The organism is Caballeronia fortuita (assembly GCF_001544835.2).
GTDB classification, from domain to species: domain Bacteria; phylum Pseudomonadota; class Gammaproteobacteria; order Burkholderiales; family Burkholderiaceae; genus Caballeronia; species Caballeronia fortuita.
Window position 1 is genome coordinate 156,415 of record NZ_FCNX02000002.1, and the last position, 15,644, is coordinate 172,058.

Here is a 15,644-nt window from a genome sequence, read left to right on the forward strand (position 1 = left end):
CAGATGGCTTTCGATCTCACGCTCAGACAGTTGCGTTACTTCGTGGCCGCCGCGCAGACCGGCCAGTTCTCGATGGCGGCGGCGAACGAGCACGTATCGCAGTCGGCGATCACGAACGCGGTTCTCGCGCTCGAAAGCGCGCTCGGCACGAAGCTCTTCGAGCGCCTGCCGCAAGGCGTCGCGCTCACGCCCGATGGCCAGGACTTTCATAACCACGCGCGCCGCGTGCTCGACGCGGCGCGCGACGCAATGCATATGCCGCCGTTTCGCGCGCACGACATGCGTGGCGTCGCGCGCATCGCGGCGTCTTATACGGTGCTCGGGTATTTTTTGCCGGAACTGCTGGCACGCTTTCGTGCGACGTATCCGTTCATCGATTTCGATTTGCGCGACATGGAGCGGCCGCAGATCGAAGAAGCGGTCGCGAATGGCGATGTCGATATCGGCGTCGTGCTGCTATCGAATTTGCAGCGCGCGAACAAGTTCGACAGTCAGGTGCTGATGCGCTCGCGCAGGCAGTTGTGGGTCGCGCCAATGCATCCGCTCGCGCAGCAGCAGGTGGTCTCGCTGAAAGATATCGCCGCGCATCCCTACATTCTGATTACTGTCGATGAAGGCGAGCAATCGACGATGCGCTATTGGCACAAGAAACGCCTCGAACCGAACATCGCGTTTCGCACGAGTTCGATGGAGGCGTTGCGCGGGCTCGTCGCGCATGGTTTCGGCGTGACGGTGCTATCGGATATGGTGTTTCGGCCCTGGTCGCTGGAAGGCAAGCGCATCGAAGCGCGGCCTGTCGACGACACCATTCCTCACATGGAAGCGGGCATGATCTGGCGCAAGGGCGCTACGCTGAGCGCGCCGTCGACGGCGGTGCAGCAGTTCTTGATTCATGCGTGCGGGGCTTAGCATGAGCTCTCTTTCGATGCATACGCGCACGCATTTTCAGGCTTACCCTTTTTCGAAAAGATTGCCTACACTTCCCATCGCTACACGGCTGCACACAACAAGCAGACGTAATGCTGGCGAGAACAGTGAAGCAGTATTCGATTTCTCGACCGTAAGCGATTGAGATGACCGTTCTATCTCCCTCCACAAACGATTGAACGGGCGTCCCGACAAACGTGCCTTCGTCGTCGTAGATTCGGTTTCCTAAGTTTATTGAGCCTGCGAGTTCTCGGTTCCGTACGATCGTCCGCCCTCCGTAGGCGGCTCGCGTCCGGCCTTCTTTCGTTGGGAGATTCGCCATGCGCATCATCGATTGCCGTTCATTGCTTCCCGCCCTTCCGGCACTTCTGGCCGCTGCGCTGTCGGCGCCTGCACATGCCAACGACAACGACGACGGTCCGGCCGGGCGCTGCATGCTGCCGCAGGGAACGATTTCGCTCGTGGAGAAGCAGTTGGCTACCGTCGTGCAGAGCGGCAATGGCGGCATCTTTACGCCGAACCGCATGTGGGCCGCCATCGTGGACAGGCAGGGTCATCTCTGCTCCGTGATCAAGACCGGCGATGCCTGGCCGGGAAGCCGCGCGATCGCCATCGCAAAGGCCTTCACGGCGAACGGCTTCAGCAACGATGCTCTCGCTCTTTCGACTGCCAACCTTTACGCATCGACGCAACCAGGCGGCTCGCTCTATGGCCTGAACAACTCGAATCCATTCGACCCGCGCTTTCTCGAGCAAGGCACGGGCATCGGCCGCGTGCTCGGCGGCGTGATTACCTTCGGCGGTGGCGTCGCGCTGTATGCGGGCGGGAGAGTGATCGGCGGCCTGGGCGTGAGCGGTGACTCCGCGTGCGCCGATCACGCGATCGCCTACCGGATGCGCAAGCTCGCCGGACTCGGCGCGGTGCCGAAAGGGCTGGGCCCGAACAATACCGACAACATTCTGTATTCGACGGGCGCATCGCCGATGGGCTTCGAGCATCCGCACTGCCTGCCGACCGATCTGAGCGCGAGCCAGATCGAGGGCAACTAGCGGCGCTGAATGCCAGCCGCGAGGGCGCGTCTTCCGATTGTGCCGTCGCGCATCCGCAGCCCTCTGCAAGGCAATCTCGCGTCGATCGCGTTGCATGCGCTCCTTCGGTTGGATCAGCGGCGTTTGCGTATCCCTCGACGCGATGTTGCTTTTCTCGGCGATGAAAACGATGAACCACGCCGCGCAGCAACGCGCATGCGCCGGTTCGCCGATGATTGTTCGGCGTTCGACCGATCCCCCTTCCTCCGGGCATCGTGCCGCGCGCCATCACCATGGCTTCGCGCTCCCCTGAAACGCAAACGTTAGCCGCGTAATTAATTCCGCTGAACGTTAGCGCTACTCAACCAGTGGAAAATTGTGCGGGGCACAACAGTGTCCAGACATTTGGAGATCGAGTATTCGTCTGCGGGGTGAATGAACAGGACGGGCAAGCGGTCGATGGCCATCAACTCGATGGACCGAAAACCCGGACAAGAAATCAAATTTAAAAAAAGACCACTATGACTACGAAATCATTTAGTAAGGCGAACGATCGGCCACTTGTGATGGTGACAGGTGGCGCGGGTTTCCTGGGCAGTCACGTATGCGACCGCCTCGTGCGGGAAGGCAAACACGTCGTCTGCGTCGACAACTTCATGACGGGCCGGCGCGCCAATGTCGCGCATCTGAGGGCCTCGCCTTATTTCACGCTGATCGAAGCCGACATCTCCGTGTCGCTTCCGCAGATCGATGCTTCGGAGATCTGGAATCTCGCCTGCCCGGCATCGCCGCCGACGTATCAGATCGATCCGGTGCACACCATGCTCACCAACGTCATGGGCATGAAGAACTGCCTCGATCTTGCCTACGACACCGGCGCACGCGTCTTTCAGGCATCGACGAGCGAAGTGTACGGCGACCCCGAAGTGCATCCGCAGACGGAGTCGTATCGCGGCAAGGTGAATTCGATCGGTCCGCGTGCTTGCTACGACGAAGGCAAGCGCGCCGCGGAAACGCTGTGCTTCGACTATCGCCGCACGTACGGCACCGATGTGCGCGTCGCGCGCATCTTCAACACCTACGGTCCGCGCATGGACCCTCAGGACGGACGCGTCGTGTCCAACTTCATCGTGCAGGCGCTGCGCGGCGATCCACTGGAAATCTACGGCGACGGTTCGCAAACGCGCTCGTTCTGCTTCGTCGACGATCTCGTCGAAGGATTCTTCCGCATCATGCGCGCGCCCGAAGCGCCCGAAGGTCCGATCAATCTCGGCAATCCCGGCGAATTCACGATGCGCGAACTCGCGGACCTGGTGATCGGCATGACCGGCACGTCGTCGAGCATCACGAACAAGCCGCTGCCGATCGACGATCCGAAGCAGCGCCGCCCCGATATCGGCATCGCGCAATCGCTGCTCGGCTGGAAGCCGCAGATTCCGCTGCGCGAAGGACTGTCGTCGACGGTTTCCTACTTCAGCGCCGAACTCTGGCTCACGCCGCTCGCGGAGGAATGCTGATCATGAAAGCGCTCGTTACCGGCGGCGCCGGCTACATCGGCAGCCACACGTGCAAGATGCTCGCGCGCGCGGGGCATACGCCCATCGTCTTCGACAACCTCTCGACGGGTCATGCCGACGCAGTCAAGTGGGGCCCGCTTTGCATCGGCGATCTGCTCGATGCCACCGCGCTCGACGCCGCATTCGAAGAGCATCGTCCCGACATCGTGATTCATTTTGCCGCGCTCGCCTACGTGGGTGTGTCGATGCAAGACCCGGCGAGCTATTACCGCGTCAACGTCGACGGTACGCAGTCGCTGCTCGATGCGATGCGCCGTCACGACGTATCGCGCATCGTGCTGTCGTCCAGTTGCGCGACTTACGGCATTCCCGCCGTGTTGCCCATCACCGAGGACACGCCGCAGCACCCGGTGAATCCGTATGGCTTCACGAAGCTCGTCACCGAACGCATGGCCGCCGACTACGCGCGCGCCTACGGTCTGCGCTGGATCGCGCTGCGTTACTTCAACGCGGCGGGCACCGATCCCGAAGGCGAACTCGGCGAGCGTCACGATCCGGAAACGCACGCGATTCCGCTCGCGATCGCCGCCGCGCTCGGTACGGGTTCGGCCTTCAACGTGATGGGCACCGACTATCCGACGCCCGATGGCTCCGCCGTGCGCGACTACGTGCATGTCAACGACCTCGCGGATGCGCATCTGCGCGCGATGACGCATCTGCTGCAAGGCGGCGATAGCGGCGCGTTCAACCTCGCGACGGGCCGCGGAACATCCGTGCTCGAGTTGCTCGACGCCGTGCACGCGGCAACCGGCAAGCGCGTGAACGCAACCCTTGCGAAGCGCCGTGCGGGCGACCCGCCCGCGCTCTATGCGCAAGCGGAGAAAGCGCAGCGTGTGCTCGGCTGGAAGCCGCAGTACACGGACATCGGTCCGATCGTCGGCACGGCCGCGAAGTGGTTCATCGAAACAGCCAGCCCGGTCGACGCCTGAACGGCACACGCACAGCGGGCGCAATAAAAGCAGCACAGACCAGAAAGAATCAATCGAAAATCGGGGAGCAACGAAATGAGCGTACGTATTGCTATCGTGGGGACCGGCTATGTCGGACTGGTGAGCGGCGCGTGCCTGGCCGAGCTGGGTCATGACGTCATCTGCATCGACAACGATCCGGCCAAGATCGACGCGTTGAACAACGGCCGCATGCCGATCTACGAACCGGGCCTCGACGAACTCGTCAGCCGCAACGTCAAGCGCGGCACGCTGCGCTTCAGCCTCGACCTCCCGGCGAGCGTGAAGGGACGCGAAGCGGTGTTCATCGCGGTCGGCACGCCTTCGCATCCGGGCACGGATCGCGCGGATTTGCGCTATGTGATGGCGGTCGCGGAGCAGGTCGCGCCGAACATCGACGCATTCACGGTGCTCGTAACCAAGTCGACGGTGCCCGTCGGCACGAACCGCGAGGTGCAGCGCGTGGCCGAGCGTTGCCTCGCGCCGGGACAATCGTTCGCGGTGGCGTCGAACCCCGAGTTCCTGCGCGAAGGCTCGGCAATCGAAGATTTCATGCATCCGGATCGCGTCGTATTCGGCACCGACAGCGAAGCCGCCGCCGCCATCATGCGCCGCATCTACGCCCCGCTCGCGCAGAACGGCTACGAAGTGCTCGCCACCGAAATCGAAACGGCCGAGGTCATCAAATACGCCGCCAACGCGTTCCTCGCCGTGAAGATCAGCTATATCAACGAGATCGCGGACTTGTGCGAAGTGGTCGGCGCGGACGTCGATCGCGTCGCGGCGGGCATCGGCCTGGACCGGCGTATCGGCGCGGCATTCCTGAAGGCCGGTCCCGGCTGGGGCGGATCGTGCTTTCCCAAAGACACGCGCGCACTGAAGGCGACGGCATCGGAGCATATCGTGCCCATGCGCATCGTCGAAGCGGCGATCGAGGCGAATGCGAACCGCAAGACGGTCATGTTCGACAAGATCGAGGCGGCGTGCGGCGGCTCGGTCGCGGGCAGGCGGCTCGCGGTGTTCGGCCTCACCTTCAAGGGCCAGACGGACGACATGCGCGAAAGCCCGAGCGTCGGGTTGATACAGATGCTGGAGCAACGGGGCGCGAAGGTTCGTGCATACGATCCGTCCCGTCCTGCTGAAGCAGCGCGCATGCTGCCGAATATCGGCATCGCGGCGACGCCCATCGGCGCGGCGCGCAGCGCGGACGCACTCGTGATCCTGACGGACTGGAAGGACTTCACCGAGTGCAATCTCGGCGAGCTGTCCGACTACATGGCCGATCCGGTGATGGTCGATCTGCGCAATCTGTTCGATGAAGACGCCGTGCGCGAAAGCGGCTTTCGCCAGTATGTGCGCATCGGGCGCAAGACCGTAGGCGAGCGCCGCGCACCGGGCAACGAGCGGCGCGCTCCGCGCACGCGTGTTCCGCTCGCCGTGCCATCCCGGCACGTGCATGACAAAGCGCGTGCCGAAGCTCGCTCCACTGTCGAAGCAAGCGAGGCCGTATGAGCACGCCGGTCACCCGTCCCGGGCAACCGGAGGCGGAGCGTGGCGGGCCGGCGAGCGAGGCGGACACGCCGAACCTCGCCGCGCCCTTCCTCGTGCCGCTGATGTCCGCAAGCCAACGCGTCTCCTTCACCGTGCTTGCGGCGTGCTGGCTGCTGAGCCTCGCCGGATTCTGGGCGTGGTGGCTGGAGCCGCAGCATGACGTCGATACGTTTCGCTATGCGCTGAACTGCGCGGTGCTGTTCTGGACCACGGTCATTCCGGGCTACTTCGTGCTGGTGTTCTCGCGCGCCCGCGTGCCCAATCGCGCGCGGGCAGTTCCTGCCGGTCTTCGCGTGGCGATGGTGGTGACGAAAGCGCCGTCGGAGCCGTTCGAGATCGTGCAGACGACGTTGCTCGCCATGCTCGCGCAGTCCTATCCGCACGACACGTGGCTCGCCGATGAAGATCCGTCCGAAGAGACGATCGAATGGTGCGCGCGTCACGGCGTCCAACTCTCGACGCGCAAGGACGTGGCCGATTACCACAATGCATCGTGGCCTCGCCGCACGCGCTGCAAGGAGGGCAATCTCGCGTATTTCTACGACCGCTTCGGCTACGCCGGCTACGATTTCGTCGCGCAGCTCGACGCGGATCACGTTCCGCAACCCGGCTATCTCGAAGCGATGCTGCGTCCGTTCTCCGATCCGCATGTCGGCTACGTATCGGCGCCGAGCATCTGCGACAGCAACGCGTCGGAAAGCTGGGCGGCGCGCGGTCGGCTGCATGCGGAGGCGGCGTTGCACGGCGCACTGCAGGCGGGCCATAACGGCGGGCTCGCGCCGCTTTGCATCGGCTCGCACTATGCGGTGCGCACGCGGGCGTTGCGGGACATCGGCGGTCTCGGTCCCGAACTCGCGGAGGATCACTCGACCACGCTGATGATGAACGCCCACGGCTGGAGCGGCGTGCACGCGCTCGATGCGATCGCGAACGGCGACGGCCCCCGCACCTTCGCGGACATGGTGACGCAGGAGTTCCAGTGGTCGAAGAGCCTCGCGGTGATTTTGTTCCGCTATACGTCGACGTACTTCGGCCGCCTGCCGTTGCGCCTGAAGGGGCAGTTTCTCTTCGCGCAACTCTGGTATCCGCTCTTCTCGCTGACGATGGCGGCCAGCGTGGCGATGCCGGTGTTCGCCCTGCTCACGCATCGCGTCTGGGCCGACGTGCCCTATACGGATTACCTGCTGCACGCGCTTCCGGTGACGGCGAGTATCCTGTTGCTGATGGCCTGGGTGAAGACCACAGGGTGTCTGCGCCCGCACAACGCGAACGTCGTATCGTGGGAAGGGCTCGCGTTCCTGTTCGCGCGCTGGCCGTGGTCGCTGCTGGGCGTGCTGTCGGCTGCGCTCGACTGCGTGCGCGGCCGCGAGTTCGCGTTCCGCGTGACGCCGAAGAGCGCAGCCGCCGATCCGGTCGCGCCCATGCGCGTGGTCGCGCCTTATCTGTGGCTCGTGTTGTTCTGCGCGCTGCCCGTCCTGCTCGTCGACGATGCCGACAACGCCCGCGGCTTTTACGTGATGTCGATGCTCAACGCCCTCGTTTATCTCGTCATTGCCATCGTGATCGTCGTGGCGCATGCGCGTGAGAACGGACATCGCCGTTCGGCGCTCGGGATGCTGCTCGCCGAGGGCCCGCTCGCGCGGCGCGGCCTCTTCGTCACGGCGGCGCTCGTGCTCGTCGCAGCCGGTTATATGAGGCTCGGCCAGGGGATCGAAGCGCTGATGTGGCGCGGCGATGCGATCACGCTCGCCGTAGCCGCGGAGCCGCCGAAGATCGGCGCCTACGATCCCGATCACGCTTACGCCCTCGCCGATACGCTCGACGTAGAACATATCTTCGTGTCCTGGGCCGATCCGGGCGCGCCCGCCGCGATCCGCGACGCCGGCAGCTACGCGAGCCAGCGCAAGCGCGGCCTGATGGTGACGGTCGAACCGTGGCCGGCGGTGTCGCGCAACTCGCATACTTTGCTGCGCGACGTCACCCTCGGCGCCTACGATGCCGAGATCGACGGCGTGTGCGGCGCGCTGCGTTCGCTCGAAGCGCCCGTGAGGGTTCGATGGGCTCAGGAGATGGAGACCGCGACCGGCCGCTATCCGTGGGCCGTGAACAACCCCGAGGGCTATATCGCCGCGTACCGGCACTTCGTCGACCGGTGCCGCGCGGGTTCGAAGTCACTGCGCTTCGTCTGGTCGCCGCGCGGAGATACATCGCTGCCAGCGTATTTCCCGGGCCGCGACTATGCCGACGAAGTAGGCCTGTCGGTCTTCGACTGCCCGACTTGCGCGATGGGCGCGAAGGAAGGCGCGCCGTCGGCCACGGCGATTCTTCGCGAGAAGTACGCGCGTGTCCAGAAATACGGCTTGCCGGTAATGGTCGCGGAACTGGGCGTGGAAGGCACGCCGGAGCGCCAGCGCGCGGTGTTGACGACCTTGCGCGACGTGCTGCCGCATATGCCCGCTCTTACGGCTATCGTCTACTTCAACTCGCCAGACTCGCCGGGTGCATGGCCGCTCATGCACACCCCGGACTGGCGGCTGCAACCGGCCTTGCTCGGTCTTCTCGAGACGGCGAAGTAGCGCGGCTCAACGAAGAGGCGCGAAGCCCGCGGGTCATGCGGCTTCGCGGCTTCGCTGCCTCGAGGCTTCGTCATGGCCGATGCTTCAAAACGACGGTCGACGAGGCGCTATGGTTCGAGCGGCATCGAGCGGCCCCGACATGCGCCCACGTTGAAGCGAGTCGTCAGGCCTGATCCCCCGCTCCCGACAGCGGCCTCGTCGCCATCGCGCGCGTCAGGCCATGAACCGGACGGCGCACGGCCACATCGAACGGATTGATTTGCGGACCGAGCGCCTGCGCCTGGCGCTGCAGCAGTTCGACCACCATCGGCAGCCGGTCCTCACCTAAGCGCGTCGACAGCGTGCCGACGCTCAATGCGCCGAGCGCATTCCCCGAGCGATCGAGAATCGGCACGGCCACGCCCGCCATTCCGTCGATCAGGCCGCTGTTGCGGCCCGCGTAGCCCTGCACGCGGACGCGCTCGATCTCCGTGCGCAGATACACCTCGTCGAACACGCCATAGTTGTGCAGCCGCGGCACGTTGTAGCGGATGATTTCCTCGCGCTCCGCTTCCGGCTGGAACGCGAGAATAGCGAGGCTCCCTTGTCCCACGCCCAGCGCGACGCGCCCGCCGACATCGCCGGTGAAAGAGCGGATCGGATACGGGCCCTCGCACATGTCGAGACACACCGCATCGAAACTGCTCTTCACGAGCAGGAAGATGGTTTCGCCGAGACTTGCGCACAGACGCAGCAGCGCAGGCCGGCACAGCGCGCGCATCCGGCTCGGATGGCCCGCCTGCGCGGCCAGCGAAAAGAAGTCCACGCTCAGCCGATAGCGCTTGCTCGTTTCGTCCTGCTCCACCACGCCTTCGGCCATCAGCGCCTGAAGCATCCGATGCACGGTAGCCTGTGTGAGACCGACGGCCTTCGCAAGCGCGGTGACGCGGCTGCCTTCCGACTGATCCGCGCCGAGCGCGCGAATGACCGCAAATGCGCGCTGGAGCGTGCCCGTGCCGGGCGCGTCTGTTCCGTTTTCTTCGTTCGATGCCTTCACCCGGACCTCGTTCATTCCATTGAGCGGAATGCGATTGATGCCGCGCATTCATGCTTTTCATTCGACCCGATTCGGCCGCATCGCACAATCTCTATCGGAGTCAGGGATTACCCAAATCACGCTGAGTGAAACGTTCGGCGTTCATTTCACCAAGATATTCCGTCGAATGAAATCCGGATTCAAGTCTTTCTCGCAAGCCGGAATTTCGCATTGACTGGGCGGAATTTGGCTGGCTAAAGTTGGCTCATCGAAAGCCGGTTCATCGAACTCACACCTGCAGCGGCGCGCGTGACGCCGAAGGGAAAGACAATGTCGTTCCTCACTCTGACGGATCTATCGAAGTCGTTCGGCGATCTGCACGCCGTCGCCGACGTCAATCTCACCGTCGAAAAAGGCGAATTCGTTTCGCTGCTCGGCCCGTCCGGCTGCGGCAAGACCACCACGCTTCAGATGATCGCCGGCTTCATCGAAGCGACGCGCGGACGAATCGTGCTCGACGGCCGCGACATCACGCACCTGCGGCCGAACAAGCGCGGCCTCGGTATCGTGTTTCAGAGCTATGCGCTCTTTCCGCACATGAGCGTCGAGCAGAACGTGAGCTTCGGCCTGGAGATGCGCGGCATCGACAAACGCGAGCGGCGCGAGCGGGTGCAGGAAGCGCTGTCGCTCGTGCGGCTCGACAAGTTCGCGCATCGCTTTCCGCGCGAACTCTCGGGCGGCCAGCGTCAGCGCGTGGCGCTCGCCCGCGCGATCGTCATTGCGCCGCCGGTGCTGCTGCTCGACGAGCCCATGTCCAACCTCGATGCCAAGCTGCGCGAGGACATGCAGTTCGAACTGCGCGGCATTCAGCGCAAGATCGGCACCACGACGATCATGGTCACGCACGATCAGTCCGAGGCGCTGTCGATCAGCGATCGCGTCGTCGTCATGGAAGCGGGCCGCATCACGCAGGTCGATACGCCTTACCGCGCGTACGAGCGTCCCGAGACGAGCTTCGTGTCGCAGTTCATCGGCAAGGCGAACATGCTGCGCGGGACGATCGTCGCGCGCGACGGCGATGCCATTCGCATCGATCTCGGCCACGATCTCGCGGAGACCGGCTCGACCTTGCAGCTACCGGAGCGCGAGCGGGCGATTGGCGTCGGCGACGCGATCACCGTATGCATCCGTCCGGAGAAGCTCAGGCTCGGCGCAGCGGGCAGCGGACGCCTGCCGGGCCGCGTGGCGAGCCGCTTCTTCCTCGGCAGTCAGTGGTTGTACAGGCTCGACAGCCGCGCAGGCGAAATGCTCGTGTGCTGCCAGAATCACGGCGACGAGCCGCTGGAAGAAGGCGCGCAGGTGGGCATCGACTGGAACGCGGACTCGATCCGCTTCATTCAGGAGACGGCCCGTGGATAGCACGTTGCGATCGGCGGAATCCGCCGCACCGGCCGGGTCCGAAAGCGCACGCCGCGCGCCGTGGCACGCCTATCTGCCCTTGTGGATGATGAGCGCGCCCGCGCTGCTGCTGTTCTCGGTGCTCGTGATCGTGCCGCTCGCGATGACGCTCGCGCTGACCTTCTATCGCTTCGATCCGTCGCTCGGCCCCGTCGCCGCGTTCGACCTGCACAACTACGCCGAAGTGCTCGGCTCGACCTACTACCACACGATATTCCTGCGCACCTTCGGCATCGCCGCGCTGGTGACGCTGCTGTGCGTCGTGATCGGCACGCCCGAGGCGTACATCCTCTCGCGCATGGGCGATCCGTGGCGCTCGATTTTTCTGCTGGTGATCATCGCGCCGCTGCTGGTCTCGGTCGTCGTGCGCGCGTTCGGCTGGAGCATGCTGCTCAACGTGAACGGACTGGTGAACCAGTTGTTCGGCGTGTTCGGCATGGGACCGTACAAGCTGCTTTACACGACGTTCGCGATCGTCATCGCGCTCGTTCACGTGATGCTTCCGTTCATGGTGATTCCCGTGTGGACCGCGCTGCAACGCATCGATCCGCAGACGGAAAACGCCGCGCTCTCGCTGATGGCCTCGCCCGCCGTCACGCTGCGGCGCATCGTGCTGCCGCAACTCGTGCCCGGCATTCTCTCGGGCAGTCTGATGGTGTTCGGCCTCTCCGCGAGCGCCTTCGCGATTCCGGGCCTGCTCGGCGGACGGCGTCTCAAGGTCGCGGCCACGACCGTCTACGACCAGTTCCTCAGTTCGATGAACTGGCCGCTCGGCGCGACCATCGCCTTGCTGCTGCTCATCGCCAATCTCGTGGTGATGCTCACCTACTACCGCGTGCTCGAGCGGCGCTACGCGCGCAGCATGGGCTGACCGCCGACGAGAGAATCGAATCATCATGCGCAAAAACGGTCCCGTCGCATTGGCGTTCCACACGATCGTGATCCTGTTCGTGCTGGCGCCGCTCGTCATCGTCGTGCTCGTCGCGTTCACGCCCGAGGAAACGCTCACGCTGCCCACGCGCGGGCTCTCGCTGCGCTGGTTCCGCGCGATTCTCGACTATCCCGACTTCATATCGGCGTTCTTCAACAGCGTGAAGCTCGCGTTCGCCTCGGCGACGCTCGCGCTCGTCATCGCGCTGCCGGCAGGACTCGCGATCGGCCGCGCGCGCTTTCCGGGGCGCAACTTTCTCAACGCGCTGCTGCTCTCGCCGCTCGTGATCCCCGGCCTCGTGCTCGGCATCGCGATGCTGCGCTTCTTCGCGATGATCGGCGCAACCGGTTCGTTCGCATGGCTGATCCTCGCACACGTGGTCGTCATCGCGCCGTTCGTGATGCGGCTCGTGCTGGCCTCGGTGAGCGGCCTCGACCGCAGCATCGAGCACGCCGCGGCCTCGCTCGGCGCGAGCGCGTGGACCACGTTCCGCCGCGTCACCATGCCGATGATTCTCCCCGGCATCACGGGCGGCTGGCTGCTCGCGTTCATCAACAGCTTCGACGAGCTGACGATGTCGGTCTTCGTGACGTCGCCGCAGACCGTCACGTTGCCGGTGCGCATGTACATGTACGCGACCGAGTCGATCGATCCGATGATGGCGTCCGTCTCGGCGCTGGTGATTTTCATCACCGCCGGCGCGATGCTCGTTCTGGACCGCGTGTACGGGCTCAACCGCATTCTGATCGGCCAGCACTGAATTCATCCCATGAGCCACGCAACGCCTCATCACGCGCCGCAGTTCGTTCGCCTCGCCGAGAAAGACCGTGCGCGCATTGCCTTCGTTCTCGATGGCGCGCCGGCAGAAGCGCTCGCAGGCGACACCCTTCTGACGGCCATCCTCATGCAGCAGCGTCACGTGCGGCAAAGCGAGTTCAGCGGCAAACCGCGCGCGGGGTTCTGCCTGATCGGCGCGTGTCAGGACTGCTGGGTGCGCGATGAAAACGGCCGGCGCTTGCGCGCATGCTCGACGCGCATCGAAGCGGGCATGTCCGTGGTCACGAACGCCGGAGAGACGCGATGAGTGCAAATCCGCGCGTTGTGATCGTCGGCGCGGGGCCTGCCGGAATCCGCGCGGCGCAGACACTCGTGGCGGCAGGCGTTCGTCCCGTCGTCATCGACGAAAACGCGCGCTGGGGCGGGCAGATCTATCGACAGCCGCCGGAAGATGCGGGCTTCGTGCGCCGCAAGTCGACGCTCTACGGCTTCGAGGCCCCCAAAGCCGAAGCCCTGCACGACACGATGGCCCGGCTGCTTCCGAAAATCGACTACCGCCCCGACACGCTCGTCTGGTCCTGCGAGCAGAACCGGCTCGACACGCTCCGCGCGGGCCGCGAGGCGAGCGTGCCGTTCACGCATCTGATCATCGCGAGCGGCGCGACGGATCGCATCGTGCCGGTTCCCGGCTGGACGCTCGCGGGCGTCTTCACGCTCGGCGCCGCACAGGTCGCGTTGAAGGCGCAGGGCTGCGCGATCGGCTCGCGCGTCGTGCTGGCAGGCACCGGGCCGCTGCTCTATCTCGTCGCGTATCAGTACGCGAAGGCGGGCGCGAAGGTCGCAGCCGTGCTCGACACGAACCCGCTTTCGCGACAGGTCGCCGCCGCCCCGCGCATGCTGAATCAGCCCGCGACCTTCGCCAAGGGCATGTTCTACGTCGGCTGGTTGCACGCGCGCGGCGTGCGCATCGAGCGCGGCGTGACGCTCGATGGCATCGATGGCGACGCAGCCGTCCACGGCATCCGCTGGCGCACGCGTCGCGGCGAATCGCGCACGCTCGATTGCGATGCCGTCGGCATGGGCTTCGGCCTGCGTCCCGAAACGCAACTCGCTGATCTCGCCGGTTGCCGCTTTCGCTTCGATGCGCTCAATCGCTGCTGGATTCCCGAACGCGATACGGCGGGCCGCAGTTCCGTGCGCCACGTCTATCTCGCCGGCGACGGCGCGGGCATCGCGGGCGCGGACGCCGCCGAACTCGCAGGACGCCGCGCCGCGCTCGCGCTGCTGGAGGATATCGGCATCGTGGCCCACGAAAGCGCCCCGCCCGATGCGGCGGCGCTCGAACGCAAACTATCGCGCATCGCCGCTTTTCGCGCGGGCATCGAGCAGGCATTCGCGCCGCCGTCGAACGCCGCGCAGCACTGGCCCGACGATCTCGTGATCTGCCGTTGCGAGGAAATAACCGCGGGCGCGCTGCGCGCGTGCATCCGCGGCGGCCTCGCGACGGAAATCAATCGCCTGAAGGCGCTCACGCGCATCGGCATGGGGCGCTGTCAGGGGCGCATGTGCGGCGAGTCTGCCACCGCGCTGCTTGCTGCCGAAACCGGCAAGCCGCTCGCCGACGTCGGCCGTCTGCGCAGTCAGGCGCCCATCAAACCGATTCCGATCACGCCGATGCTCTACGACGACGGCGTCAGCGTGCAGCCGGAGGAAGCGCACGATGAATGACACGCGTCATTTCGATGTCGTCATCGCGGGCGGCGGGCTCGTCGGTTCCTCGACGGCGCTCGCGCTCGCGAAGCAGGGGATGCGCGTCGCGCTCGTCGAACGGCGCTTTTGCGGCGCCCAGGCGAGCGGCGTGAACTACGGCGGCGTGCGCACGCAGGGGCGCACCGAAGAGCAACTGCCGCTCGCGGTGCGCGCGCGCCGCGTCTATGCGCGGCTGCCGGAACTCATCGGCATCGACGGCGAACTCGTGGTGTCGGGTCATCTAAGGCTCGCGCGGCGCGAAGCCGATCTCGACGTGCTCGATCGATGGTCGGCGATGGCGCGCGAACACGGCGTCGAATCGCAGGTAATGCGCGGCGCGGCGTTTCGCGCGCGCTATCCGTGGCTTGGCGCGGCGGCGATCGGCGGTTCGCTTTGTCCGTCCGATGGTCACGCGAATCCGCGCCTCGTAGCGCCCGGCTTCGCACATGCGGCCCGCCGCGCCGGCGCGGACGTGCGAGAGCAGACCGAGCTTGCCGACATCGTCTTCGACGGCACGCGCTTTCAGATGCGCGCGGGCAACGAACGCATCAGCGCCGACTGGCTCGTCAACAGCGCGGGCGCGTGGGCGAATCGCATCGCGGGCAGCTTCGGCGAGAGCGCGCCAATGAAGCCCATCTATCCGAACATGTGGGTGACCGAGCCGCTGCCAATTTTCATCGGTCACAGTCTCGGCGTGGTGGGCGGCGGCATCTATGCGCGGCAGGTCGAGCGCGGCAACTGCGTGATCGGCGGCGGGCGCGGTCATGGCGACGGCGAATACGCGCAGCCATCGACGGCGACCACGCGTGCCGTGATGCGCGACGCCTGTGCGCTCCTGCCCGCATTGCGCGATGCGCTTCTGATTCGCACATGGAGCGGCGTCGAGGGCGAGACACCCGACAACAATCCGGTCATCGGACCGAGCCTCACCACGCCGCGCCTGCTTCATGCATTCGGATTCTCGGGCGGCGGCTTCCTGCTTGCGCCCGGCGTCGGCGAAGTGCTCGCCGAGCTCGTCACGCAGGGCGAAACCAGCACGCCGATCGGCGCCTTCTCGATCGGACGGTTCAGTTCGATGCCTCTTTCCGCCATTCCCCAGTCATAACAA

The 15,644-nt window shown here is 65.2% G+C and carries 13 protein-coding genes; 12 read left to right on the forward strand and 1 reads right to left on the reverse strand.

Features of this window, described 5'->3' with window-relative positions; genetic code table 11:
* The first annotated feature begins 3 nt into the window (after positions 1 to 3).
* From AWB77_RS04995 to AWB77_RS05025, 6 genes are all read left to right on the forward strand, one after another.
* Complete coding sequence (locus AWB77_RS04995) at positions 4 to 909, forward strand: LysR family transcriptional regulator (RefSeq protein ID WP_061133294.1); 906 nt, start codon at positions 4 to 6, stop codon at positions 907 to 909.
* A gap of 338 nt (positions 910 to 1,247) precedes the next feature.
* Positions 1,248 to 1,976, forward strand: coding sequence for a GlcG/HbpS family heme-binding protein (locus tag AWB77_RS05000; RefSeq protein ID WP_061133295.1), 729 nt, complete (start codon positions 1,248 to 1,250; stop codon positions 1,974 to 1,976).
* A gap of 500 nt (positions 1,977 to 2,476) precedes the next feature.
* Positions 2,477 to 3,472 (forward strand): UDP-glucuronic acid decarboxylase family protein, encoded by a 996-nt coding sequence (locus AWB77_RS05010; RefSeq protein ID WP_061133297.1) that lies wholly within the window; start codon positions 2,477 to 2,479, stop codon positions 3,470 to 3,472.
* A 2-nt stretch (positions 3,473 to 3,474) separates the two neighbouring features.
* Complete coding sequence (gene galE, locus AWB77_RS05015; protein WP_061133672.1) at positions 3,475 to 4,461, forward strand: UDP-glucose 4-epimerase GalE; 987 nt, start codon at positions 3,475 to 3,477, stop codon at positions 4,459 to 4,461.
* A 75-nt stretch (positions 4,462 to 4,536) separates the two neighbouring features.
* Positions 4,537 to 5,991 carry a UDP-glucose dehydrogenase family protein gene (locus tag AWB77_RS05020; RefSeq protein ID WP_063936479.1) on the forward strand — a complete coding sequence of 485 codons (1,455 nt, stop codon included), beginning with the start codon at positions 4,537 to 4,539 and terminating at the stop codon, positions 5,989 to 5,991.
* Positions 5,988 to 8,606 (forward strand): glycosyltransferase family 2 protein, encoded by a 2,619-nt coding sequence (locus tag AWB77_RS05025; RefSeq protein ID WP_061133298.1) that lies wholly within the window; start codon positions 5,988 to 5,990, stop codon positions 8,604 to 8,606. Before AWB77_RS05020 ends, AWB77_RS05025 begins: the two co-directional genes overlap by 4 nt.
* 163 nt (positions 8,607 to 8,769) lie before the next feature.
* Here AWB77_RS05025 and AWB77_RS05030 read toward each other — a convergent pair whose 3' ends face one another.
* On the reverse strand, positions 8,770 to 9,657 hold the full coding sequence (locus AWB77_RS05030; protein WP_061133673.1) for an IclR family transcriptional regulator: 888 nt from the start codon (positions 9,655 to 9,657) through the stop codon (positions 8,770 to 8,772).
* Positions 9,658 to 9,951: 294 nt separating this feature from the next.
* On the opposite strand from AWB77_RS05030, the gene AWB77_RS05035 reads away from it, so the two are divergent.
* The 6 genes from AWB77_RS05035 to AWB77_RS05060 are packed head-to-tail and all read left to right on the forward strand — an operon-like array spanning position 9,952 to position 15,641.
* Positions 9,952 to 11,040 (forward strand): ABC transporter ATP-binding protein, encoded by a 1,089-nt coding sequence (locus tag AWB77_RS05035; protein ID WP_061133674.1) that lies wholly within the window; start codon positions 9,952 to 9,954, stop codon positions 11,038 to 11,040.
* A complete protein-coding gene (locus AWB77_RS05040; protein WP_061133299.1) occupies positions 11,033 to 11,950 on the forward strand; it encodes an ABC transporter permease in 918 nt (305 codons plus the stop codon). The genes AWB77_RS05035 and AWB77_RS05040 overlap by 8 nt, the downstream gene beginning before the upstream one ends.
* 25 nt (positions 11,951 to 11,975) lie before the next feature.
* A complete protein-coding gene (locus AWB77_RS05045) occupies positions 11,976 to 12,770 on the forward strand; it encodes an ABC transporter permease (RefSeq protein WP_061133300.1) in 795 nt (264 codons plus the stop codon).
* A 9-nt stretch (positions 12,771 to 12,779) separates the two neighbouring features.
* On the forward strand, positions 12,780 to 13,094 hold the full coding sequence (locus AWB77_RS05050) for a (2Fe-2S)-binding protein (protein WP_061133301.1): 315 nt from the start codon (positions 12,780 to 12,782) through the stop codon (positions 13,092 to 13,094).
* Positions 13,091 to 14,515 (forward strand): FAD/NAD(P)-dependent oxidoreductase, encoded by a 1,425-nt coding sequence (locus tag AWB77_RS05055; protein ID WP_061133302.1) that lies wholly within the window; start codon positions 13,091 to 13,093, stop codon positions 14,513 to 14,515. The genes AWB77_RS05050 and AWB77_RS05055 overlap by 4 nt, the downstream gene beginning before the upstream one ends.
* A complete protein-coding gene (locus tag AWB77_RS05060; RefSeq protein ID WP_061133303.1) occupies positions 14,508 to 15,641 on the forward strand; it encodes an NAD(P)/FAD-dependent oxidoreductase in 1,134 nt (377 codons plus the stop codon). Before AWB77_RS05055 ends, AWB77_RS05060 begins: the two co-directional genes overlap by 8 nt.
* Positions 15,642 to 15,644 lie beyond the last annotated feature (3 nt).

Bases quoted from the DNA above. Each gene is read 5' to 3' on its own strand.
- AWB77_RS05035 (WP_061133674.1), top strand. From the start codon at position 9,952: ATGTCGTTCCTCACTCTGACGGATCTATCGAAGTCGTTCGGCGATCTG.
- AWB77_RS04995 (WP_061133294.1), top strand. From the start codon at position 4: ATGGCTTTCGATCTCACGCTCAGACAGTTGCGTTACTTCGTGGCCGCC.
- AWB77_RS05050 (WP_061133301.1), top strand. From the start codon at position 12,780: ATGAGCCACGCAACGCCTCATCACGCGCCGCAGTTCGTTCGCCTCGCC.
- AWB77_RS05025 (WP_061133298.1), top strand. From the start codon at position 5,988: ATGAGCACGCCGGTCACCCGTCCCGGGCAACCGGAGGCGGAGCGTGGC.
- AWB77_RS05045 (WP_061133300.1), top strand. From the start codon at position 11,976: ATGCGCAAAAACGGTCCCGTCGCATTGGCGTTCCACACGATCGTGATC.
- AWB77_RS05000 (WP_061133295.1), top strand. From the start codon at position 1,248: ATGCGCATCATCGATTGCCGTTCATTGCTTCCCGCCCTTCCGGCACTT.
- AWB77_RS05010 (WP_061133297.1), top strand. From the start codon at position 2,477: ATGACTACGAAATCATTTAGTAAGGCGAACGATCGGCCACTTGTGATG.
- AWB77_RS05055 (WP_061133302.1), top strand. From the start codon at position 13,091: ATGAGTGCAAATCCGCGCGTTGTGATCGTCGGCGCGGGGCCTGCCGGA.
- AWB77_RS05060 (WP_061133303.1), top strand. From the start codon at position 14,508: ATGAATGACACGCGTCATTTCGATGTCGTCATCGCGGGCGGCGGGCTC.
- galE (WP_061133672.1), top strand. From the start codon at position 3,475: ATGAAAGCGCTCGTTACCGGCGGCGCCGGCTACATCGGCAGCCACACG.
- AWB77_RS05030 (WP_061133673.1), bottom strand. From the start codon at position 9,657: ATGAACGAGGTCCGGGTGAAGGCATCGAACGAAGAAAACGGAACAGAC.
- AWB77_RS05020 (WP_063936479.1), top strand. From the start codon at position 4,537: ATGAGCGTACGTATTGCTATCGTGGGGACCGGCTATGTCGGACTGGTG.